The 21,618-nt window shown below is 68.5% G+C and carries 19 protein-coding genes; 10 read left to right on the top strand and 9 right to left on the bottom strand.

The genetic code is table 11. The features are described from left to right. Positions 1-194: 194 nt before the first annotated feature. From ACWTPI_RS33115 to ACWTPI_RS33095, 5 genes are all read left to right on the top strand, one after another. On the top strand, positions 195-1,013 hold the full coding sequence (locus ACWTPI_RS33115) for a GntR family transcriptional regulator (protein ID WP_059411902.1): 819 nt from the start codon (positions 195-197) through the stop codon (positions 1,011-1,013). 113 nt (positions 1,014-1,126) lie between these two features. After that, positions 1,127-2,665, top strand: a complete 1,539-nt coding sequence (locus ACWTPI_RS33110; RefSeq protein ID WP_059412032.1) for an acetolactate synthase large subunit — start codon at positions 1,127-1,129, stop codon at positions 2,663-2,665. A gap of 433 nt (positions 2,666-3,098) precedes the next feature. Continuing rightward, positions 3,099-3,344: an AAA family ATPase gene (locus ACWTPI_RS33105; protein ID WP_156173795.1), complete on the top strand. Its 246-nt coding sequence runs from the start codon at positions 3,099-3,101 to the stop codon at positions 3,342-3,344. Continuing rightward, positions 3,341-4,498 (top strand): AAA family ATPase, encoded by a 1,158-nt coding sequence (locus ACWTPI_RS33100; RefSeq protein ID WP_454733886.1) that lies wholly within the window; start codon positions 3,341-3,343, stop codon positions 4,496-4,498. The genes ACWTPI_RS33105 and ACWTPI_RS33100 overlap by 4 nt, the downstream gene beginning before the upstream one ends. Further along, positions 4,495-4,623 (top strand): hypothetical protein, encoded by a 129-nt coding sequence (locus tag ACWTPI_RS33095; RefSeq protein ID WP_454733885.1) that lies wholly within the window; start codon positions 4,495-4,497, stop codon positions 4,621-4,623. Before ACWTPI_RS33100 ends, ACWTPI_RS33095 begins: the two co-directional genes overlap by 4 nt. Positions 4,624-4,631: 8 nt before the next feature. Here ACWTPI_RS33095 and ACWTPI_RS33090 read toward each other — a convergent pair whose 3' ends face one another. Next, complete coding sequence (locus ACWTPI_RS33090; RefSeq protein ID WP_454733884.1) at positions 4,632-5,759, bottom strand: acyl-CoA dehydrogenase family protein; 1,128 nt, start codon at positions 5,757-5,759, stop codon at positions 4,632-4,634. 29 nt (positions 5,760-5,788) lie between these two features. Further along, entirely contained in the window at positions 5,789-6,991 is a 1,203-nt protein-coding gene (locus tag ACWTPI_RS33085) for an acyl-CoA dehydrogenase family protein (protein WP_454733883.1), read from the bottom strand. A gap of 343 nt (positions 6,992-7,334) precedes the next feature. Here ACWTPI_RS33085 and ACWTPI_RS33080 point away from each other — a divergent pair, with 343 nt between their 5' ends. The 3 genes from ACWTPI_RS33080 (at position 7,335) to ACWTPI_RS33070 (ending at position 10,942) form a co-directional block, all read left to right on the top strand. After that, positions 7,335-8,315 carry a tripartite tricarboxylate transporter substrate binding protein gene (locus ACWTPI_RS33080; protein ID WP_020202244.1) on the top strand — a complete coding sequence of 327 codons (981 nt, stop codon included), beginning with the start codon at positions 7,335-7,337 and terminating at the stop codon, positions 8,313-8,315. Positions 8,316-8,388: 73 nt separating this feature from the next. Then, positions 8,389-9,942: a class I adenylate-forming enzyme family protein gene (locus tag ACWTPI_RS33075; protein WP_454733882.1), complete on the top strand. Its 1,554-nt coding sequence runs from the start codon at positions 8,389-8,391 to the stop codon at positions 9,940-9,942. 37 nt (positions 9,943-9,979) lie between these two features. Continuing rightward, positions 9,980-10,942: a Bug family tripartite tricarboxylate transporter substrate binding protein gene (locus ACWTPI_RS33070; RefSeq protein WP_454733881.1), complete on the top strand. Its 963-nt coding sequence runs from the start codon at positions 9,980-9,982 to the stop codon at positions 10,940-10,942. Between the two features lie 422 nt (positions 10,943-11,364). Here the strand turns inward: ACWTPI_RS33070 and ACWTPI_RS33065 are convergent, their stop codons facing one another. The 4 genes from ACWTPI_RS33065 to ACWTPI_RS33050 form a co-directional block, all read right to left on the bottom strand. Beyond that, entirely contained in the window at positions 11,365-12,348 is a 984-nt protein-coding gene (locus tag ACWTPI_RS33065; protein WP_454733880.1) for a tripartite tricarboxylate transporter substrate binding protein, read from the bottom strand. An 85-nt stretch (positions 12,349-12,433) separates the two neighbouring features. Then, positions 12,434-13,288, bottom strand: a complete 855-nt coding sequence (locus ACWTPI_RS33060; protein ID WP_454733879.1) for an FAS1-like dehydratase domain-containing protein — start codon at positions 13,286-13,288, stop codon at positions 12,434-12,436. Next, positions 13,285-14,160, bottom strand: coding sequence for an HpcH/HpaI aldolase/citrate lyase family protein (locus tag ACWTPI_RS33055; protein ID WP_454733878.1), 876 nt, complete (start codon positions 14,158-14,160; stop codon positions 13,285-13,287). Before ACWTPI_RS33055 ends, ACWTPI_RS33060 begins: the two co-directional genes overlap by 4 nt. Positions 14,161-14,185: 25 nt before the next feature. Then, positions 14,186-15,571 carry an MmgE/PrpD family protein gene (locus ACWTPI_RS33050; protein WP_454733877.1) on the bottom strand — a complete coding sequence of 462 codons (1,386 nt, stop codon included), beginning with the start codon at positions 15,569-15,571 and terminating at the stop codon, positions 14,186-14,188. A gap of 131 nt (positions 15,572-15,702) precedes the next feature. Between ACWTPI_RS33050 and ACWTPI_RS33045 the strand changes: the two genes are divergently transcribed. Beyond that, a complete protein-coding gene (locus tag ACWTPI_RS33045; protein ID WP_454732083.1) occupies positions 15,703-16,689 on the top strand; it encodes an IS5 family transposase in 987 nt (328 codons plus the stop codon). 461 nt (positions 16,690-17,150) lie between these two features. Here the strand turns inward: ACWTPI_RS33045 and ACWTPI_RS33040 are convergent, their stop codons facing one another. The 3 genes from ACWTPI_RS33040 to ACWTPI_RS33030 are packed head-to-tail and all read right to left on the bottom strand — an operon-like array spanning position 17,151 to position 20,104. Beyond that, complete coding sequence (locus ACWTPI_RS33040; RefSeq protein WP_454733876.1) at positions 17,151-17,699, bottom strand: hypothetical protein; 549 nt, start codon at positions 17,697-17,699, stop codon at positions 17,151-17,153. A 24-nt stretch (positions 17,700-17,723) separates the two neighbouring features. Further along, on the bottom strand, positions 17,724-18,923 hold the full coding sequence (locus ACWTPI_RS33035) for a CaiB/BaiF CoA transferase family protein (RefSeq protein ID WP_059416154.1): 1,200 nt from the start codon (positions 18,921-18,923) through the stop codon (positions 17,724-17,726). A gap of 11 nt (positions 18,924-18,934) precedes the next feature. Beyond that, positions 18,935-20,104: an acyl-CoA dehydrogenase family protein gene (locus ACWTPI_RS33030; protein WP_020206536.1), complete on the bottom strand. Its 1,170-nt coding sequence runs from the start codon at positions 20,102-20,104 to the stop codon at positions 18,935-18,937. A gap of 499 nt (positions 20,105-20,603) precedes the next feature. Between ACWTPI_RS33030 and ACWTPI_RS33025 the strand changes: the two genes are divergently transcribed. After that, entirely contained in the window at positions 20,604-21,602 is a 999-nt protein-coding gene (locus tag ACWTPI_RS33025) for a tripartite tricarboxylate transporter substrate-binding protein (RefSeq protein WP_029044358.1), read from the top strand. Positions 21,603-21,618 lie beyond the last annotated feature (16 nt).

Below are 21,618 nucleotides of genomic sequence, written 5' to 3'. Positions count from 1 at the left end.
AGCGCAAAGCGCGGGAATTCTCCCGCGCTTTTTTTCGTGTCCGGCGCGGGTCCGCTAGTTAACCCTAGTAGTCTAGGTTTGTAGACCTTACTAAAGTAGCTCGCTTGCAGCCAGGCTGCGCCCGCCGCTCGCGCGGCTTGCCAAGCTTTCCGCCGCTCCTTTCGCTGCTCCTTTCGCCGCACCTCCCGCCGAACATGCAGAACTCCGCGCTGCCCCCAGCCTTTGCCGCCTCCGGCGATCTGCTTTCGCGCAGCCGTCAGCCCGTCTACCTCCAGCTCGCCACCATCTTCCGCCGCCATATCGAGAGCGGCGAGTGGCGGCCCGGCGAGCGCATTCCCTCGCTCGAGCAGCTTTGCCGCGAGTTCGGCGTGGCGCGCATGACGATGCACAACGCGCTGACCCTGCTGGACGAGGAAGGCCTGCTGATCCGCGAGCGCGGCCGCGGCACCTTCGTCAAGGCCGGCTGCCGCGAGCGCCGCCCGCTGACGCTGCCGGTCAGCTGGGATCAGGCCGTGGCGGTGGGCGAGCGGCTCGGCACCGAGGCGCTCGGCGAATCCGACGGCCTGGTGCCGCTGCCCGACGAGCTCGGCCTGCCGTGCAGCGCCGCGCGCGCGCCGGGCTACCGCTTCCTGCGCCGCCTGCACCGCATCGAGCACAAGCCGTTCGCGCTGAGCGAGGTGTACATCGAGGCCGGCGTGTTCGCGCGCGAGCCGGAGGCGTTCCGCCAGGGCGCCTCGGTGCCGGTGCTGGACCGCTTCCCGCAGCTCAAGGTCACGGCCGCCCGCCAGCGCCTGTCCGTCATTGCCGCCGGCGCGGAAACCGCGGCCCGGCTGGCGCTGCCGGTCGGCGCGCCGGTGGCCGAGCTGCGCCGCCATGCCTGCGTGGACGGCGTGATCGTCTATTACGCGCGCATCGAATTCCCGAGCGAGTTCGTCTGCCTCGACTTCGACCTGCTCGCGCCCGGCGCGGGCGCCGTCCCCGCTTATCCGCCACGTCCGGCCGCGCAGCCGTGACCGCGGCGGCCGTCCCGATTCAGCACCCTCATCCTGCAACCCAACCGGAAACCAAGCCAATGCAGACAACCGAGCGCAACCAGCCGAACCACGCAGACAACGGGCAGGGCGAACTGAACGGCGCCGAAAGCCTGGTCAAGACGCTGCTGGCGTGCGGCGTGGATACTTGTTTTGCCAATCCCGGCACCAGCGAAATGCACTTCGTGGCCGCGCTCGACCGCATCCCCGGCATGCGCTGCGTGCTCGGCCTGTTCGAAGGCGTGGTGACAGGCGCGGCCGACGGCTACGCGCGCATGGCCGACAAGCCCGCGGCCACGCTGCTGCACTGCGGCCCGGGCCTGGCCAACGGGCTGGCCAACCTGCACAACGCGCGCCGCGCGCAGACGCCGGTGGTCAACATCGTCGGCGACCAGGCCACCTACCACCGCCCGTTCGACGCGCCGCTGACCGCCGACACCGAAGGCTGGGCGCGCCCGGTCTCGGTCTGGACCCGCACCGCCACGCATGCCGCCTCGGTCGGCGCCGATGCCGCCGCCGCGGTGCAGGCCGCGCTCGGCGCGCCGGGCGGCGTGGCCAGCCTGATCCTGCCCTCCGACGTGTGCTGGGACGCCGGCGGCAAGGTCGCCGCGCCGCTGCCGCCGCTGCCGGTGCCCAAGGTCTCGCCCGACGCCGTGCAGCAGGCCGCGCGCGTGCTGCGCTCCGGCCAGCCCACGCTGATCGTGCTGGCCGGCGCCGCGCTGCGCGAAGCGCCGCTGGCCGACGCACACCGCATCGCCGCCGCCACCGACGCGCGCCTGATCACGCCGATGTCCAACGCGCGCGTGTCGCGCGGCCGCGGCCGCTTCAACGTCGACCGCGTGCCGTACTCCGGCGACGTGGCGCGCGCCAAGCTGGCCGGCATCCGCAACGTCATCCTGGTCGGCGCGCCGCCGCCCGTGACCTTCTTCGCCTATCCCGGCAAGTCGCCGCGCCCGTACCCGGAAGACGCCGACGTGCTCGTGCTCGCCCGCCCCGAGCAGGACCTCGCCGAAGCGCTCGCGCGCCTGGCCGACGAACTCGGCGCGCCCGCCGTCGCGCTGCCGGCCTCCGCTGCGTCGCACGAAATCGCCAAGGGCGCCGTGACCTCCGAAGCCGTGGCGCAGACGCTGACCGCGCTGCTGCCCGAGCAGGCCATCGTGGTGGAAGAAAGCGTGAGCTTCGGCCGCGCCTTCTATCCGGGCACCGTGCACGCCGCGCCGCACGACTGGCTGCAGCTCACCGGCGGCGCCATCGGCGACGGCCTGCCGCTGGCCACCGGCGCCGCCGTCGCCGCGCCCGGCCGCCGCGTGGTCGCGCTGCAGGCCGACGGCTCCGGCATGTACACGCTGCAATCGCTGTGGACGATGGCACGCGAAAAGCTCGACGTGACCGTGGTGGTGCTGGCCAACCGCAAATACGCGATCCTGCTCGGCGAACTCGCCGGCGTCGGCGCCAATCCCGGCAAGACCGCGCTCGACATGCTCGACATCGGCAACCCCGATCTCGACTGGGTGAAGCTGGCCAACGGCATGGGGGTGGAAGGCGCGCGCGCGGTGGATATGGAGGGGTTTGCGGCGCTGTTCGCGGCGGCCAATGCGAAGGCGGGGCCGTTCTTGATTGAGTTGGTGATTTGAGCTGTTGGCCGGCGCGCCCGATGGGGAATCCGTTGGAACAGGCATCTCGTGGACTGGCCACCGTGCGGTATCGGGCCAGCCACGGCAGGCAATCGCGAAGATGGATTGTTCCAGGGAATCCGTCATGTCCTGCCACGCTGCGTTCCCGGCAGCGTGCCGGCGGAAGTATCGGATGTGATTGGATGCATTATTGGCGGCAATGATCGTCAACAGGCTGCGGCATAAAGGAAGCAGGAAGAGAAACATCCCAATGCCGCATCACCTTTCCAGTACATCGTCGACTACCACTTTGCCATCTCCTGATCGACGGGGTGGTGCTGTGGATCCAACACGTATCCTCGGTTTCGATGAAGGCCTTCCGCTTGGTTGCCGATGCGTCGGTGAGCGGCGAGAGGTCATTCGTTAGCGGAATTTGAGAAGGGAACATCCGCCGATGCTGAACCATCTTCATATTAAGAACTTCAAAGCCTGGAAAGACACGGGTCCGATTCGTCTGGCGCCATTGACGGTGATTTTCGGCGCCAACAGCGCGGGTAAAAGCAGCCTCGGGCACTTGTTGCTGGCTCTGCAGCAAACGGCGCGCTCGACAGATCGAAAACGGGCTCTGCATCTGGGAGATACCTCCTCACTCATCGATCTGGGCACCTTCGCAGACTGCGCCTGCACGGCCATGACTTGACGCAGTCACTGGAGTTCGAGATCGGCTGGTCTTTGCCCAGGGCGCTGGAGGTGCGCGATCCACTGCAAGCCGCGGTGCGTTACCAGGGCGACCATATGCGGCTGGCGGTGGAACTGGTTGCCGGCAAGTCCGCCCAGCCCGAGGTGCAGGCACTGAGTTATGTACTGGGCTCGGATGCGGAAGACGTTCTCGATGTGTCGCTGCGGCGAGACGACAAGCGGAAATTCACGCTGTCATCGCAGCGCTACGGGTTCAAGATGGCCGACGGCCGCAAATGGCCTCTCGAGGAGCCGGAGAAGTTCTATCGCCTGTCGGACGTCAGCAATGCGCGCTTCAAGAACGCGGGCTTCCTGGCGGACTTCGCGCTGGCCACCGAGGCCATGCTGGATAGCCTGTCCTATCTGGGGCCTCTGCGCAACCATCCCCAGCGGATCTATCAGTGGTCGGGAGATACGCCTTCGAGCGTGGGGCAGATGGGCGAGTACGCTATCGCGGCAATCCTGGCGGCACAGAGCGAAGGGCGCATGCTCAATCGTGGCCCGAAGCGGGCCAAGCAGGGATTTGCCACGTTCATTGCCGCCTGGCTGAAAGACCTGGGCGTGATACATGATTTTTCCGTCAAGCCCGTGGCAGAAGGGCGCAAGGAATACGAAGTCCTGGTCAGGACGCATGCCAAGGCGCCGGAGGTCAAGATCACCGATGTCGGGTTCGGCGTGTCGCAGGTGCTTCCGGCTTTGGTGCAGGCTTTCTATTGCCCGCCGAACTCCACGGTGTGGATGGAGCAGCCCGAGATTCATCTGCACCCGCAGGTGCAGGCCGAACTGGCGGACGTATTCATTTCGGCCACGCAGGCGCGTGAAAACGGCAGGGCGCGTCATGTTCAACTGATCGTGGAAAGCCACTCCGAGCATTTCCTCAACCGCCTGCAGCGCCGCGTGGCCGAGGGCGCCGTTGCACCCGAGGACGTGGCGGTGTACTTCTGCCGTCGTGCCGGCGCCGCCACCGAACTGGAGCCGCTGCAGTTGAACATGTTCGGCGAAATCGAGAACTGGCCGGAGCACTTCTTCGGCGACGAGATGGCCGACATCGCGGGCCGCACCCTGGCAGCGATGCAGCGCAGGCGTGAGTTGGACCAGAAGGACAGGGCAGAATGAAGGCTGTCATCGATACCAACGTCCTGCTGGTTGCGAATGGGCTGCATGCCGACGTGTCGGCCGATTGTGTCATCAAGTGCAAGCGGCGCCTGCCGGGCCGCGCGACGATGCCAGGATCGTCTTGAGACGACCCCTACCCCACCATCACCTCCCCATACCGCTGCACATGAAAATCGCTATCCCCCAGCAGCGGGTCGATCATCGTCAGCCGCTTGAAGTAGTCCCCCACCTCGAGTTCGTCCGTCATCCCCATCCCGCCGTGTAGCTGCACCGCCTGCTGGCCGACGAAGCGGCCGGCCCTGGCGACCACCACCTTGGCGCCGCTGAGCATGCGGCGGCGCTGCGCGGGGTCGGTTTCGTCCAGCGCCTGGGCGGCGACGTAGGCCATCGACAGCGCCAGTTCCTTCTGCACCAGCATGTCGGCCATGCGGTGCTGCAGGGCCTGGAACGCGGCCAGCGGCTTGCCGAACTGCTGGCGCGTGCGCAGGTATTCGCCGGTGATCTCGATCAGCCGTTCCATTGCGCCGGCGGCTTCGGCGCACAGCGCGGCGATGCCGTGGTCGATGCCGTGCGTGAGCGCGGCCAGGCCGTTGCCTTCGCTGCCGACCAGCGCGGCGGCGCCGACCGTGGCGTCGTGCAGCGTGATGTCGGCGGCGCGCAGGCCGTCCATCGTGGGATAGCCGTGCACGCTCAGGCCAGGCGTGTCCCCGGGCACCAGGAACAGCGACAGTTCGCTGCTGCCGGCGAGGCGCGCGCTGACCAGGAAGGCGTCGGCGGCTTCGCCGTGCCAGGCTAGGGTCTTGGTGCCGTTGAGCTGGTAGCCGTCGTCCTTGCGCTCGGCCGCCGCGCGCGCGCTTTCGGCGCGGTAGCGCGTGGTGGGCTCGAGGTAGGCGAGGGTGACGATGCGCTCGCCGCCGGCGATGGCGGGCAGCCATGCTTCTTTCTGCGCCGCGCTGCCGTAGGCGCTCAGCACGGCGGTGGAGATGACCGCGGCGGGCGTGACCGGCTCGAGCACGAGGCCGCGGCCGAGTTCGCGCTGCACCACCAGCTGGCTGGCGGCGCTTTCGCCGAAGCCGCCGTATTCGGCGGGCACGGTCAGGCCGAGCACGCCCATCTCGGCGAGCTGGGCCCACGCGGCGCGGTCGAGGCTGTTGCCGCCGCGCGCGCTGGCGCGGCGCCGGGCGAAGGTGTATTCGGTGTCGATGAAGCGGCGCAGGCTGTCGGCCAGCATCTGCTGTTCTTCGCTGTAGTTGAAGTCCATGACTGTGCTTGTTCCTTCCGTCCCGGCGTTCAGAAACCCAGGATCATCTTGGAGATGATGTTCTTCTGCACTTCGGTGGCGCCGCCGTAGATGGAGGTCTTGCGCATGTCGAAGTAGGTGGAGGCCGCGGGCGCGGCCCAGGCCGGCGCGTGCGTCGGCAGGTCCGCCGGGGTCGCGCCGGCCTCGAGCCAGCGCGGCGAGTACGGCCACGCGCCGGGGCCGGCCACTTCCATCTGCAGCATGGCGAGGTCCTGCTGGATCTCGGAGCCGCGGATCTTGACGATGGAGGCCTCGGGGCCGGGCTGGCCGGCGGACTGCGTGGCCACGCGCAGCAGCAGCATTTCCAGCGCCATGATGTCCATCTCGATGCGGGCGATCTTGTCGCGCATGCGCACGTCGTCGATCAGCGGGCGGCCGGCGCCGTCGGTGGCCTGCGCGGCGTAGTGCTTGAGCTGGCGCAGTTCGCGGTTGCAGTGGCCGATGCCGGCGATGCCGGTGCGCTCGTGGCCGAGCAGGTACTTGGCGTAGGTCCAGCCGCGGTTCTCCTCGCCGAGCAGGTTGGCCGCCGGCACTTCCACGTCCTCGAACCACACTTCGTTGACGTCGTGGCCGCCGTCGAGCGTGACGATCGGGCGCACCGTCACGCCCGGCGTCTTCATGTCGATCAGCAGCATGGAGATGCCTTCCTGCGCCTTGGCCTCGGTGTCGGTGCGCACCAGGCAGAAGATCCAGTCGGCGAAATGCGCCATCGTGGTCCAGGTCTTCTGGCCATTGACGATGTAGCGGTCGCCGTGGCGCACCGCGCGCGTCTTGAGCGAGGCCAGGTCCGAGCCGGAGCCCGGTTCCGAATAGCCCTGGCACCAGAAGTCTTCCACCGTGGGGATGCGCGGCAGGAAGCGTTCCTGGTGCTCGGGGCTGGCGTACTTCATCAGCACCGGGCCGATCATGGTCAGGCCGAACGGCAGCAGGCGCGGCGCGCCGGCGCGGAAGGTCTCGATCTCGAAGATCAGGCGCTGCAGCGGCGTCCAGCCGGTGCCGCCCCATTGCTTCGGCCATGTCGGCGCGCCCCAGCCGTGCGCGTGCAGCACGCGGTGCCAGCGCACGTAGTCGTCCTTCTCCACGCGCTGGTGGGCCAGCACCTTGTCGCGGATGTCCGCCGGCAGGCTGGCCTGCACGAAGGTCCGAACCTCTTCGCGGAACGACTGCTCCGCGGCGTTGAAACGCAAATCCATCTGCTTGTCCCCTCGGTTGGGAAGGCTGGCCGCGTCGCGGCGGCGGCATGCCGGCGCAACGCGGCTGCCTCCACGATACGGTGAGACGATTCTATGTGCGGCGCGTGGTTCGGAGTTTCCGCAATGGCAAAGCCGCACTTCGGCAGGCACAAAGCGTTGTGCGGCTGTTGTCCCTGCATTCCTGACAAGGGTTTCCCCCAGTGCGCGGATGGCGGAGCATGCCATTCACGCCAGCCTGAAGGCGGCCTTAGCCAAATCCAAATGGCGTGCCCGCGGCGGCTGGCCCAAACTGGCGCCGTGCCATCGCAGCACAAAACAGAAATCACGCCGAGGAGACAGGCGCATGTCACGCTGGACCCAACGATGCACCAGGCTGCTCGCGCTATGCGGCGGACTGCTGGCCGCCGCGAGCGCGTTCGCGGCTTATCCCGACAAGCCGGTGCGGCTGGTCGTGCCTTTTCCGCCGGGCGGCGCCACCGACCTGCTGGCGCGCGAGATCAGCCATGCGCTGTCGGTGCGGCTGGGCCAGCCGGTGGTGATCGAGAACCGGCCCGGCGCGGGCGGCAATATCGCTGCGGTGTCGGTGGCGCGCGCGCCGGCCGATGGCTACACGCTGTTCTTCGGCACCTTCGGCTCGCTGGCCGTCAACAAGAGCCTGTACGACAAGCCGGGCTACGACCCGCTCAAGGATTTCGCGCCGGTGGCGTCGGTGGCCTACCTGCCCAACGTGCTGGTGGTGCACCCGTCGGTGCCCGCGCGCAACGTGGCCGAGTTGATCGCGCTGGCCAAGCGCGAGCCCGGCAAGCTGAGCTATGGCTCGTTCGGCAACGGCTCGTCCTCGCACCTGGCGGGCGAGTTGTTTACCCACATGGCGGGCGTGCGCATCGACCACGTGCCGTACAAGGGCAGCGCGCCGGCCATGACCGACCTGATCGGCGGGCGCCTGACCATGATGTTCGACAGCATTTCCACGGCGCTGCCCTATGTGCGCGACGGCCGCGTGCGCGCGCTCGGCGTGACCACCGCGAAGGCGTCGGACCAGTTGCCCGGCGTGCCCACGCTGGCCGCCGCGGGCGTGCCCGGCTACGAGCTGACCGCGTGGTTCGGCGTGGCCGCGCCGGCCAACACGCCGCCGGCGGTGGTCGACCGCCTCAATGCCGAGATCGTGGCCGCGCTGGCGCAGCCCGAGCTGGCGGCGCGGCTGGCGGCGCAGGGCACGGTGCCGTTCCCGTCCACGCCGGCGCAGTTTGGCGCCTACATGCGCAGCCAGTACCAGAAGTGGGACGGGCTGATCAAGTCGGCCGGCATCCATCTGGACCAGTAGCTTTGCCCGTGGCCGGCGCTTCGCGGCGCCGGCTTCCTCCTGTCAGCGTCATCCGCATTACATCGCCCGCATCATGTCTTCCTTCCGCCCTGAGTTCATCCACGACATCCCCAAGCACTGGGCCGAGCGCGCGCCCGACGCACCCTGTCTGCACCTGGCCGGCGGGATCCTGAGCTACGGCGCGCTGTGGCAGCGCATCGCCGCCGCGCGCGACTGGCTGGCCGCGCGCGGCGTGGGCCAGGGCGACCGCGTGATGGTGGTGGGCGAGAACTGCACCGAGATGGTGGTCATGCTGTTTGCGTGCAGCACGCTGCATGCGTGGCCGATCCAGGTCAACGCGCGGCTCTCGCCGCGCGAGATCGACGGCATCCGCGCGCATGCGGAGCCGCTGCTGACCTTCTTCACCAGCAACGTGTCCGACGTGGCCGCCGCGCACGCGGCCCGCCTCGGCGCGCAGCCGTCGGACTGCGCCGCGCTCGACCCGAACTTCACGGTGCTGCGCGCGGAGCACGCGCCGCAGCGCGTGGACGCCGCCGAGGCGCGCGACATCGCCACGCTGATCTATACCTCGGGCACCACCGGCGCGCCCAAGGGCGTGATGGTGCCGCACGCGGGCCTGACGGTGTTCGCGCGCATCTCCGCCACCTCGCGCGACCTCGGCCCGGACGACATCGCCTACGGCGCGCTGCCGCTGTCGCATATCTTCGGCATCGCCACGGTGCTGATGGCCACGCTCTATGCCGGCGCCAGCCTGGTGATGCGCCCGCGCTTCGACGCGGCCGACGTGTTCGCGGCGCTGCGCTCGCCCGGCCTCACCATGCTGCAGGGCGTGCCGACCATGTTCACGCGCATCATGGCGCTGGCGCGCGAGATGACCGCGCGCACCGGCCAGACCGGCGCCACGGCCTTCCCGCGCCTGCGCTACCTGTACACCGGCGGCGCGCCGCTGGACCCCACGCTCAAGCGCGACACTGAGGCGTGGTTCGGCCAGCCGCTGCACCACGGCTACGGCATCACGGAGTACGCCGGCTCGCTGTTCATCACGCGCAAGGACGCGCCGCGCGCGGACTGCTCGGCCGGCTACATCGTCGAAGGCGTGGAGATCGCCATCACCGACGAGCAGGGCCAGCCGATGCCGCCCGGCGAGCGCGGCCAGATCCGCGTGCGCGGGCCCGGCGTGATGCGCGGCTATTTCCGCAACGCCGGGCAGACCGCCGAGGCGCTGCTGCCCGGCGGCTGGCTCAACACCGGCGACCTGGGCTATCTCGACGCGGACGGCGCGCTGTTCATCGTCGGCCGCTCGAAGGACCTGATCATCCGCTCGGGCTTCAACGTCTACCCGATCGAGGTGGAATCGGTCATCAATGCCTTCCCCGGCGTGCGCCAGTCCGCCGTGGTGGGCCGCGCGGCCGCCGACGGCAACGAGGAAGTGGTGGCCTTTATCGAAACCCAGCCCGGCACCACGCTCGACGTGCCCGCGCTGCAGGCCTACCTGCGCGAGAGCCTGGCGCCGTACAAGCGGCCCGCGCAGGTGCGCGTGATCGAGACCATTCCCACCACCGCCAGCGGCAAGCTGCTCAAGCAGCCGCTGCGCGCCCTGGTGGAGGGCAACGCGGCGGCGGCCTGAACGCGCGCCGGCGCAAACACAAGAAGGAGGAGACACGATGAAACGATGGATGATGGCCGGCCTGCTGCTGGCCGCGGCGCACGGCGCCGCCTGGGCCGACGCCTACCCGGCGCGCCCGGTCAAGCTGCTGGTGGGCTACGCGCCCGGCGGCCCGGTCGATACCGCCGCGCGCATCTACGCCGACTACCTCGGCCGCGTGCTCAAGCAGCCGGTGGTGGTGGACAACCGCGCCGGCGCCAGCGGCGCCATCGCCGCCGACCTGACCGCGAAGTCCACGCCGGACGGCTACACGCTGTACTTCGTGGCCAGCCCGACCATGACCATGACGCCGCTGATCCAGAAGTCGGTGAACTTCAACCCGACCAAGGACTTCAGCTACATCGGCCTGATCACCGATTACACCAACGTCCTGCTCATCAACAAGGAATTCCCCGCCAAGGACGTGGGCGAGCTGGTGGACTACGCGCGCAAGCATCCCGAAGGCGTGAGCTTCGGCTCGGCCGGCGTGGGCGCCTCCAACCACCTGTCGGCGGAACTGCTGGCGGAGATGGGCGGCGTGAAGATGCTGCACGTGCCGTACAAGGGCAACTCGCCGGCGATGGCCGACGTGATCGGCGGCAAGGTGACGTTCATGTTCGACATCACCGGCACCGCCATCGGCTATATCCAGGGCGGCAAGGTGCGCGCGCTGGCGGTCACGTCGAAGGCCCGCAACGCCGCGCTGCCCAACGTGCCGACCATGATCGAGTCCGGCCTGAAGAACTACGACGTCACCGGCTGGTACGCGCTGGTGGGGCCGCCCAGGCTGCCCGCCGAGGTGGTGGACAAGCTGGTCAAGGCGCAGAAGGCGATCGGCGACGATCCGGCTTTCCAGCAGCGCATGACGCAGGGCGGCTACGACCTCAACATCACCGGGCCGAAGCCGCTGTCGGACCGTATCCAGAAGGAACTGGCCTTGTGGGGCGGCGTGGTGAAGACGGCGAAGATCCAGGTGGAGTGAGGATGCGCTGAGTTTGTGTTGCTGGGAGGAAAGCGGCTCTGGTGGGCCGCTTTTTTTGCTGCCGTTTTTTATCTGGCGGGGAAGCGCGGGTTGCGGTTCGCGGTGGCGGTGACTTCGTGGCGGCGCCTGGCCCTCTCCCCCGGCCCCTCTCCCGCAGGCGGGAGAGGGGAGACAACATGCGTAGCAGGTGATCTCTGGTGTCGTGCCTGCCGTGTGGTGGTTTGCATCCAGCAAGAGCGAACGACCCCCAATGCGCTAATGCATACCACCGGTTTGCTCCCCTCTCCCGCGCGCGGGAGAGGGGCCGGGGGAGAGGGCGAGCGCCGGCAAGAGCGAAGACGCTCGCTCCGCAAGAAGCACCAGTTCCCGCCCCCCGGCACGACAGCATCACGCACCACCACGCGCCCCCGCAAACCGCCAGGTCAGTCCGCCTTGATGCCAAGCCGTTCCACCAGCGCCTTCTCGCTTGCGATCTGCTGCATGGCGTAGCGCGTGTAGCCTGTGCTGTCGAGGTACATCAGGTCCTGGTCCTGCTGCCTGAGCGCGGCGAGGTGCTGCGGGTCCTCGGCGGCGCGTTTGAGCGCGGCTTCGAGGATGCGCACCACGTGCGGGTCCATGTCTTTCGGCCCGGCCACGCCGTACGGCGAATTGGAGACGATGTCGTAGCCGAGTTCGCGCAGCGTGGGCACGCCGGGCCAGCGCGACGAGCGCTGCGCGGTCCACAGGTTGAGCCAGCGCAGCTTGCCGGCGTCCACCAGCGTGCCGGCCGAGTTGCCCGCGGCGCACAGTTGCACGTGGTTGCCCATCAGCGAGTTGATGCAGTCGGCGTCGCCCTTGAACGGCACGTGGTTGACGGCCAGGTTTTCCTTGCCGGCCAGTTCCATCATGGTGAGGTGCGGCGAGGAGAACTGGCCAGGCGAGCCGTAGCCGAGCGTGCCGGGCCGTGCGCGCGCGGCGGCGAGGAAGTCATGCCAGTCCCGCCACGGCGAATCGGCGCGCACCACCGCGCCGAAGGTATAGCCGGTGATGCGCGCGAGGTAGGTGAAGTCACGCGCCGGGTCGAAGGTGGTCTTCTGGATGAAGGGCTGGCGGAACACCGTGACCGGCATGACGGCGAGCGTGTAGCCGTCGGGCCGGGCCTGCCTGATGGCCATCGCGCCCATCGTGCCCGAGACGCCGGGCTTGTTTTCCACCATCACGTTCTGGCCGAGCGCCCGTTGCAGGGCCACGGCGAACTGGCGCGCCACCACGTCGGTGGTGCCGCCCGCCGCGTAGGGGACGATCAGCGTGACGGGCCGCGCCGGATAGGGCGGCTGCGCCCGCGCGGACACGGCGCAGAGCACGGCGATGGCGCCGCAGGCGGCGAGGCGGCGGGCGCGCCGCCCGGCCTTTCGGGATGCATGCATAGGAAGTCTCCATTTATCGTGGTTCCCCGCTGATCCCGATGTTGTATTGGTGTGCCGCGCCGGTCAGCCTGCGTCGTCCCTCCCGTCAGGCCTCCACCTCGGCCCAGGCTTCCATCGCCTGGCTGCCGGCGTCGTCGCCGGTCCACAGCGCGATCCTGCCGGGCGTGGCGGCGTCCGGCGCGCCGCCCACGGTCACGGTGTCGTGGTGGAACAGCGGCGCCAGCCCGCGGAAGCCGAAGCGGCGCACCTTGGCCGCCGGCATCTCGCGCGCCAGCAGGTCGAGCGTGAGCACGGCCTGCAGCGGGCCGTGCACCACCAGCCCGGGATAGCCTTCCACGTCGCGCACGTAGTCGTGGTCGTAGTGGATGCGGTGGCCGTTGAAGGTCAGCGCCGAGAAGCGGAACAGCATGACCGGGCCGGCCTGGAGCTGGCGCTGCCACGTCGGTGCGTGCGCCAGGCGCGGGCGCGGCGGCAGCGGCTGGCCGGGCTCGGGCATGGCGCGGTAGACCAGGTCGTGGCGCTCGGTCAGCGCGGTCTCGCCGCCGACGGTGAGCACGTGCTCCACGGTGACGAACCACAGCTCGCCGCTGCGGCCGGTCTTGTATTCGACGTTGCGCACGGTGGAGGTGCGCGTGACGGTGTCGCCCACGCGCAGCGCGCGTTTGAAGTCGAGCTCGCCGCCGGCCCACATGCGGCGCGGCAGCGGCACCGGCGGCATGAAGCCGCCCAGCGCGGGGTGGCCGTCGCGGCCGAGCTCGCGCTGTGGCGCGCGCGGCAGGAAATACAGCCAGTGCCACAGCGGCGGCAGCGGGCCGCGCACGAGCGCGTCGGCGTCGAGGTCGAGCGTGGCGGCCAGGCCGATCACGGGTTCGGGGGAAAGGGTCTCGGTGCGGCTTTCGCTGCGGCCGATCCAGGTGCGCAGGTGTTCGAGCTGGGTCATGACGGATTGGCTTGCTGGGTTTCGGGGTGGCCGGCGAGCGCGAGCAGGCGCCGGGCTTGTTCGATGACGGGGCGGTCGACCATCTTGCCGTCGACCTGCACCGCGTGGCTGCCGCTGGCGGTGGCGGCCAGCACGCGCCGCGCCCAGTCGAGCTGCTGCGCGGTGGGCAGGAAACCGGCGCGCACCGCGGCGAGCTGGGCCGGGTGGATGCACAGCTTGGCGGCGAAGCCGAGCGCGCGCGCGTGGGCCACGTCGTCGGCCAGCACGGCCTCGTCCTTGAGCGCGGTGGTGACGCCGTCCACGGGCGGCGGCAGGCCGGCCACGCGCGCGGCCAGCACGATGCGCGAGCGCGCCAGCAGCAGCGCTTCGCGCGTGTGCGCGCAGCCCAGGTCCACGGCGAAGTCGAGCGAGCCGAAGGCCAGGCGCGACACGCCCGGCGCGGCGGCCACCGCGTCGACGCCGTGCAGCCCGCGCGCGCTTTCGATGATGGCCACCATGCGGCCCTGCGGGTTGACCTGGGCCAGCGCCTGGGCGATCTCGCCGAGCGCGACCGGGTCTTCGGCCTTGGGCACCAGCAGGCCGGCCAGCGGCGTGTCCGGCGGCAGCGCGCGCAGCCAGTCCATGTCGGCGGCGAAGGCGGGCGAGCTGGCGTCGTTGATGCGCACGTAGGCGTGCGCGTGCGCGCCGCGCTCGCGCAGCCACGCGGCGATGGCGCCGCGCGCGGCCGGCTTGGCGTCCGGGTGCACGGCGTCCTCGAGGTCGAGGATCAGCGCGTCGGGCGCGGCGGCGGCGGCCTTGTCGAAACGCTCGGGCCGGTCGCCCGGCACGAACAGGTAGGTGATGGCGGTGGCGGCGGTGGAGACTGAGGACATCGGTATTTCCCGGGAAGGTGAGGCGTCAGCGCGCGAGCGGCAGCCAGCCGTTGACGTCCGGCTGCTTTTCCAGCGCCCACACGCGCGCGATGATGGCGCGCATCTCCGCCTCGCCGGCGCCGTGGCGGAAGGCGCCGAGCTGGATCGCCTTGGCTTCGAGCTCCGGGCGCGACAGCGTGTTGCCGGGGTCGCCCTTGGGCACGTCCACGCGCGCGCCGAGCGTGCGGCCATCGGTGGTCCGCACGGTGACGCGGCCGATCCACTGGCGCGGATAGGCCGCGTTGATCTCGTCGTCGAGCGCCATCTCCACCTTGTCGCGGAAGGCGGCCACCTGCGCGTCCTGCAAGGCGTGGTCCTCGAACTCGCCGAGGCCGGCATGCGCGTGCAGCGCCACCAGGCCGAGCACGGTGCCCATCGAGAACTTGGCCTGGTGGATGGTCCTGGGATCGGTCACGGGGCCGAGCACGTCGATCGCGCCCTGGTGCACGTGCGCGGTCACGGCGGCGATCTGGTCCGCGCGGATCTGCTCGCGCAGCATCAGCGCCTTGAGCGCGTCGGCCGCCGGATGCGTGTGGCGGCACGAGGCGAAGAACTTGAACGAGGTCTCGGCCGTGGCCCAGCGCGTGCCCAGGCCATCGGTCAGCGCGGCCGGGTTGGCGTCGCTCGACATGCCCGCGGCCATGCCCTGCGCGCCCTCCAGGATGCGCTTCGCGCCGGTGAAGCCCGCGCGCGCGATCCACGCAGACATCAGGCCGTCCGCCGCCGCCTTGGCCGTGTGCAACTGCTTGGAGTCCGCCGCGTCGCGCAGGAACTCCCACAAGCCGGCGGCCTGCGTGCCGGCCGAGCCGAGCGCCTGGTTGATGCCCTCGGCATCCATGCCGTACAGCTTGGCCACCGCCGCCGCGGCCGCCAGCGTGCCGACCGTGCCGGTGGTGTGGAATACGCGGTAGTGCGAGCGGCCCATGAACTCGCCGATGCGGATGCCGGCCTCATAGCCGGCGATGGAGGCCAGCAGCACGTCCGCGCCGCTCTTGCCCTCGGCCTGCGCGGCGGCGATCACCGCCGGGAACACCACCGCGGCCGGGTGCAGCACCGAGCCGTTGTGCACGTCGTCCTGCTCCACCACGTGGGAGGACGCGCCGTTGATCAGCGCGGCGAAATACGGGGAGGTGCGGCGGCGGTCGACGAAGACTTCGGAGGGGCCTTGCTGCGGGCCCATCGCCGCGGCGAATTCCTGCAGTTTGCGGATGGCGGGGGCGTCCTTGCCGGCGATGGCGGAGGCGATCCAGTCGAGGAAGAGGTCTTTGGTTTTTTCTATGACTTCCTGGGGGATTTGTTTTAGTTTCAGGGTGGCGAGGAAGTCGCAGAGTTGGCGGGTTGGGTAGGTTTGGGTGTCGGGTTGTTGGGTCATTTTTTTTGCTCTGGGTTGTTCGTTTTTGGATGGTTTTTTACTTTAGGGAAAGACTGATTTATTCAGAACGAAAGTCATCGTTGGGTGGCTTGTAAGCGTTGTCATATGCATGCCCAAGAGATGAGTCGGAGATGAAGCGACAGATCAGTTTTGCGGAAGCGGAAAGCCACGGTAAGAAGCGGGTGACGCGCCGCCAGCGCTTCCTGACGGAGATGGAAAGCGTGGTGCCGTGGTCGCGCCTGATTGCGGCGGTCGAGCCGTACTACCCCAAAGGCAAACGCGGACGGCCGCCGATCGGTCTGGAGCGGATGCTGCGCATTTACTTCCTGCAGCAGTGGTACGGGCTGTCGGACGAGGCACTGGAAGACGCGCTGTACGACAGCGTGGCGATGCGGGCGTTTGCCGGGATCGACCTGGCAGTCGAAGCGGTGCCAGACGCGACCACGCTCCTCAAGTTTCGCCGCATGCTCGTCGAGCATGAGCTGACGCGAAAGCTGTTCGACGAGATCGGCATCATGCTGTGCGAGCGTGGGCTGATGATGAAGGAAGGCACGATTGTGGATGCCACCATCATCGAGGCGCCACCTTCGACCAAGAACAAGGAGAAGAGCCGCGACCCGGAGATGCACCAGACCAAGAAGGGTAATGAATGGCACTTTGGCATGAAGGCGCATGTCGGCGTGGATGCGGCTTCGGGGCTGGTACACAGCGTGGTGGGCACTGCAGCGAACGCGTCGGATGTGTCGCAGGCGCATGCCTTGCTGCATGGTCACGAGGAGCATGCGTTTGGCGATGCGGGCTACACGGGCGTGGAGAAGCGCGACGAGATGCAAGGCAAGTCCGTGAAGTGGCAGGTGGCCGTCAAGCGCGGCAAGATTAAGACGATGCATGACGGCACCGTCAAGGACTTGCTGATCGCCGTCGAGCGGGCCAAGGCCCAGATTCGGGCGCGGGTCGAGCATCCGTTCCACGTCATCAAGAATCTCTTTGGTCATCGTAAGGTTCGCTACAAGGGCCTGGTCAAGAACACGGCGCAGTTGCTCAGCCTGTTTGGTCTGGCGAATCTGGTGCTTGCCAGGAAACCGTTGTTGGCCTCACGGGGGAGCAGTCCGTGCTGAGCGCGCCAAGCGCGCCAGGAGAGGCGCAAAACCCGGGAAAAACCGTGCTGAATTGGTCTTTCTCTCCCGCATTGCGAAAACCGAAGTCAATAGCCTGAGCAACATCACGCGCAAAGCTCATTGATCAGCATTTCCTTAGAGTCAAGAGTTATTTGGGCTTAAAGTCAACTTCAAAGTCAACATCAAAGTCAAAGTCAAAGGCTTTCGCTCCCCCGGAGCGACCTACTTTCTTTTCCCCGAAAAGAAAGTAGGCAAAGAAAGCGGGCTGCCTGGCCGGCAGGGGCAGAAACGTTGGGGTTTCTCTTGTTGGTGGTTTCGTGGTGGGGCCTGTGGTTCTGCTGGCATCCTGCCGTTACCGGTTCGACTCGCCACGATCTGGCTGGCGGTGTGGGTTTCGGGGTCAGACCTATGATGGCCGGCACACTGCTGGTTCGGCCATCTGCCGTTACCGGTTTGGGCGGTCACGGCGTAGCATCGGCACTGGTTTCGTGGTGGGCGTGGTGGATCCAGCGCGGGTGTGTTGGGTTGCTGGAACCGGGATTGCTTTTCAACTGTTCGGCACCGTGCTCGAACAGGGGCCACCGCGCCCACCACGAATCCAGCACCGTCCCTATGCCGCACCCCTCCGCCCCGGTCGCGGCAGCAGCCCGAAGGGCCTGGACCTCCGCCATCATGCAGCGCCACCACGAATCGAACACCACCCGAGAGACAGTGGCCGCCAAAACCGGTACCGGCAGAATCCCTGCAGAACCGCAGACCCCACGACGAAACCAGCAACCTAAGCAATCCCAACGTTTCTGCCCCTGCCGGCCAGGCAGCCCGCTTTCTTTGCCTACTTTCTTTTCGGGGAAAAGAAAGTAGGTCGCTCCGGGGGAGCGAAAGCCTTTGACTTTGAAGTTGACTTTGATTTTGACGTTCAGCAGTTGACTTCGAAGCCGAAGCCAACCTTGAAGCCAAACAGTGCAAATGACCCACCCACAAAACCCAAGCCGCCAGACCCACAGCCACAAGCGCATCTCCAAAACCCAAGAAAACTAAACCACCTTCCTCTCCTTCAACTCCCCAATCCTCCCCTCCGAATACCCCAATTCAGCAAGAATAGCCGCACTATGCGCGCCCAGCGCCGGTATATCCCCCATCACCGGCTCGACGCCGGAGAGATTGGCCGGCGGCAGCAGCGCCCCGATCACGCCGCCCGGACTGTTCACTTCCCGCCACCGCCCGCGCGCGGCAAGCTGCGGATGGTTCCAGACGGCTTCGATGTCGTTCATCGGCGCGTTGGCGATCTGCGCCGCGTCGAGCAGTGCTTCGACCTCGGCTACCGTCATCGCCGCGAAGCGGGTTTCGATCAGCGCGGTGAGTTCGGCGCGGTTTTTCACGCGGCCGGAGTTGGAGGTGAAGCGTTCGTCCTCGAGCAGGCCGGGCTGGTCCAGCACCTTCTCGCAGAAGGCCTGCCATTCGCGCTCGTTCTGCAGGCCGAAGATGACGCTGCCGCCGTCGCCGGTGCGGTGCACGCCGTAGGGCGCGATGGCCGGGTGCGAGGCGCCGAAGCGTGCCGGCGCCTTGCCGCCGTAGTGGCCGAAGTACAGCGCGTAGTTCATCCACTCGGTGAGCGCTTCCAGCATGGTCACTTCCACGCGCAGGCCGGTGCCGGTGCGTCCGCGCTGCAGCAGCGCGGACAGGATGCCGGTGTAGGCGTACATGCCGGCGGCGATGTCGGCGATGGAGACGCCGGCGCGCGACGGCTCGTCGGCGCCGCCGGTGATGCCGATCAGGCCGGCGGCGGCCTGGATCAGCAGGTCGTAGGCTTTCTTGTCGCGGTAGGGGCCGGCGTCGCCGTAGCCGGAGATGTCGCAGACGATGAGCTTGCCGTAGCGCGGGTGCAGGGTGTCGAAGTCCAGCCCCATGCGCGCGGCGGCGCCGGGGGCGAGGTTCTGCACCAGCACGTCGGCGTCGGCCAGCAGGCGGTGCAGCACGGCCTGCGCTTCGTCGTGCTTGAGGTCGAGCGTGAGGCTTTCCTTGCCGCGGTTGAGCCAGACGAAGTGCGAGGCCTGGCCGTTGACGGTCTCGTCGTAGCCGCGCGCGAAGTCGCCCACGCCGGGGCGCTCCACCTTGATCACGCGCGCGCCGAGGTCGGCGAGCTGGCGCGTGGCGAACGGCGCGGCCACGGCGTGCTCGAGCGAGACCACGCGGATGCCGTCGAGCGGGCGGATGCCCTGGTGCGAAGCGAACATGGGCGCGATCCTCAGAACGAACGCGGCAGCTCGAGCACGTGCTCGGCCACGTAGGACAGGATCAGGTTGGTGGAGATCGGCGCCACCTGGTACAGGCGCGTCTCGCGGAACTTGCGCTCGATGTCGTACTCGGCGGCGAAGCCGAAGCCGCCGTGCGTCTGCAGGCAGACGTTGGCCGCTTCCCACGAGGCATCGGCGGCCAGCAGCTTGGAGATGTTGGCTTCCTTGCCGCAGGCCTTGCCGGCGTCGAACAGCGCGGCGGCCTTGTAGCGCATCAGGCTGGCGGCCTCCACGTTGACGTAGGCGCGCGCGATCGGGAACTGCACGCCCTGGTTCTGGCCGATCGGGCGGTCGAACACGATGCGGTCGCGCGCGTAGTTGCTGGCGCGCTCGATGAACCAGTAGCCGTCGCCGATGCACTCCGCGGCGATCAGGATGCGCTCGGCGTTGAGGCCGTCGAGGATGTACTTGAGGCCTTTGCCTTCCTCGCCGATCAGGTTCTCGGCCGGCACTTCCAGATTGTCGAAGAACAGCTCGTTGGTCTCGTGGTTGACCATATTGCGGATCGGGCGCACGGTCAGGCCCTTGCCGATGGCCTCGCGCAGGTCCACCACGAATACCGACAGGCCCTCGGACTTGCGCTTGACCTGGTCCAGCGGCGTGGTGCGCGCCAGCAGCAGCATCAGGTCGGAGTGCTGCACGCGCGAGATCCACACCTTCTGGCCGTTGATGACGTAGCGGTCGCCCTTCTTCTCGGCCGTGGTCTTGAGCTTGGTGGTGTCGGTGCCGGTGGTCGGCTCGGTCACGGCCATCGACTGCATGCGCAGCTCGCCCGAGGCGATGCCGGGCAGCCAGCGCTGCTTCTGCTCGGCCGAGCCGTGGCGCAGCAGGCAGCCCATCACGTACATCTGGCCGTGGCAGGCGCCGGAGTTGCCGCCGGTGCGGTTGATTTCCTCCATGATGACGGAGGCCGCGGTCAGCGGCAGGCCGGAGCCGCCGTATTCCTCGGGGATCAGCGCCGACAGCCAGCCGGCCTTGGTCAATGCCTGCACGAACTCCTCGGGGAAGGCGTTCTGCTCTTCCACGCGCTGCCAGTAGGCGGAGTCGAAGCCCGTGCATAGCGCACGCACGGCTTCGCGGATGTCGGGATACGGCTGGTCGTGCGTCTGCTCTGCGAACATGAAAAATGCCCCGTTATCGGATTTAGCTTGCGGCCATTATTCCCGAGGCCCCTTCCCGCCGTAATTCGGATTTGCGAAAGAGCGGCTTAGCGCCCCCGGAAGCGGTGGCGCGGGGCGCCTTCCCGCGCCGCCGGGGCGGCGCCGGCACCACCTTCGCCGGGGCGTCCGGGGCCCCGCCTGCCGTGCGCCCGTTGCTTTACCCCCACCCCTCGCCCCCGCTCCTTCCAGCGCGCCTTGCTCACCCTTCGGGAAATCCGTATTGCCGCTGTGGCGCTTTGCCGCCACGCTTGGCGCCACAACCAGAAAGCCGCGCGCCCGGTCCCGGGCCGACGCAGGCAACGCCGGCCGCATCGCCGCCCCGTACCAGGCCGGCCGGACATATCAACCATAGGAGACACAGGCAATGGCACACAGCAAGACACAACGGCAAGGATGGCGGACCGGCGGCAATGGCGGGAGCGAGGACAGGGACGAGGGCAAAGGCAAGAGCGGGGGCGGCATGGCGGGACCGGCGCCCCGGCGCGCGATGGCGCTGGCCGCGCTCGGGCTGGCGGCGGCGCTGGCGCTGCCGTGCGCGGCGCGCGCGGCCGACGCCTATCCGTCCAGGCCGATCACGATGGTGGTGCCGTTCGCCGCGGGCGGCCCGACCGACGTGGTGGCGCGCACGCTGGCCGCGGCCATGTCGAAGAACCTCGGCCAGAGCGTGGTGATCGAGAACCGGCTCGGCGCCGGCGGTACCGTTTCCGCCGCCTACGTGGCCAAGGCCGCGCCGGACGGCTACACCATCCTGATCCATCACAACGGCATGGCCACCGCGCCGGCGCTGTACAGCAAGCTGCCGTACAAGCCGCTGACGGACTTCAGCTTCGTCGGCCAGGTGGCGGACGTGCCGATGACCCTGCTGGGCCGCCACGACCTGCCGCCCAGGACCCTGCCGGAGCTGGTGGCCTACATCCGCCAGAACCAGGGCAAGCTCAACCTGGCCAACGCGGGCCTCGGCGCGGTGTCGCAACTGTGCGGCATGCTGTTCCAGAAGGCCATCGGCGTGGACCTGACCGCGATCCCGTACCAGGGCACGGCGCCCGCGCTGACGGCGCTGCTGGGCGGGCAGGTCGACATCCTGTGCGACCAGACCACGCAGACGCTGCCCCATATCAAGGCCGACAAGGTCAAGCTCTACGGCGTGACCACCACCCAGCGCATCAAGGCGCTGCCCAACACGCCCACGCTGTCCGAGGGCGGGCTCAAGGGCTTCGAGGTGAAGGTGTGGCACGGCGTCTACGCCCCGCGCGGCACCCCGCCGGCGGTGATCGACCGGCTCAACGCGGCGATGCGCGCCGGCCTCAAGGACCCGGCCGTGGCCGCCCGCCTGGCCGAGCTGGGCGCGGAGATCGTGCCCGAGGACAAGCAGACCCCGGAGGGCCTGCGCACGTGGCTGCAGTCGGAAATCGAGAAGTGGTCGCCCATCATCAAGGCGGCCGGCGTGCAGGCGGATTAAGCCAGCACGGAGCGGG

The organism is Cupriavidus ulmosensis, assembly GCF_977008105.1.
This window is presented reverse-complemented; position numbering and strand designations above follow the sequence as displayed.

Coding starts and splice junctions, on each gene's coding strand:
- ACWTPI_RS33115 (WP_059411902.1), top strand. CDS start 195: ATGCAGAACTCCGCGCTGCCCCCAGCCTTTGCCGCCTCCGGCGATCTG.
- ACWTPI_RS33105 (WP_156173795.1), top strand. CDS start 3,099: ATGCTGAACCATCTTCATATTAAGAACTTCAAAGCCTGGAAAGACACG.
- ACWTPI_RS33095 (WP_454733885.1), top strand. CDS start 4,495: ATGAAGGCTGTCATCGATACCAACGTCCTGCTGGTTGCGAATGGGCTG.
- ACWTPI_RS33090 (WP_454733884.1), bottom strand. CDS start 5,759: ATGGACTTCAACTACAGCGAAGAACAGCAGATGCTGGCCGACAGCCTG.
- ACWTPI_RS33085 (WP_454733883.1), bottom strand. CDS start 6,991: ATGGATTTGCGTTTCAACGCCGCGGAGCAGTCGTTCCGCGAAGAGGTT.
- ACWTPI_RS33080 (WP_020202244.1), top strand. CDS start 7,335: ATGTCACGCTGGACCCAACGATGCACCAGGCTGCTCGCGCTATGCGGC.
- ACWTPI_RS33075 (WP_454733882.1), top strand. CDS start 8,389: ATGTCTTCCTTCCGCCCTGAGTTCATCCACGACATCCCCAAGCACTGG.
- ACWTPI_RS33070 (WP_454733881.1), top strand. CDS start 9,980: ATGAAACGATGGATGATGGCCGGCCTGCTGCTGGCCGCGGCGCACGGC.
- ACWTPI_RS33065 (WP_454733880.1), bottom strand. CDS start 12,348: ATGCATGCATCCCGAAAGGCCGGGCGGCGCGCCCGCCGCCTCGCCGCC.
- ACWTPI_RS33060 (WP_454733879.1), bottom strand. CDS start 13,288: ATGACCCAGCTCGAACACCTGCGCACCTGGATCGGCCGCAGCGAAAGC.
- ACWTPI_RS33055 (WP_454733878.1), bottom strand. CDS start 14,160: ATGTCCTCAGTCTCCACCGCCGCCACCGCCATCACCTACCTGTTCGTG.
- ACWTPI_RS33050 (WP_454733877.1), bottom strand. CDS start 15,571: ATGACCCAACAACCCGACACCCAAACCTACCCAACCCGCCAACTCTGC.
- ACWTPI_RS33045 (WP_454732083.1), top strand. CDS start 15,703: ATGAAGCGACAGATCAGTTTTGCGGAAGCGGAAAGCCACGGTAAGAAG.
- ACWTPI_RS33035 (WP_059416154.1), bottom strand. CDS start 18,923: ATGTTCGCTTCGCACCAGGGCATCCGCCCGCTCGACGGCATCCGCGTG.
- ACWTPI_RS33030 (WP_020206536.1), bottom strand. CDS start 20,104: ATGTTCGCAGAGCAGACGCACGACCAGCCGTATCCCGACATCCGCGAA.
- ACWTPI_RS33025 (WP_029044358.1), top strand. CDS start 20,604: ATGGCGGGACCGGCGCCCCGGCGCGCGATGGCGCTGGCCGCGCTCGGG.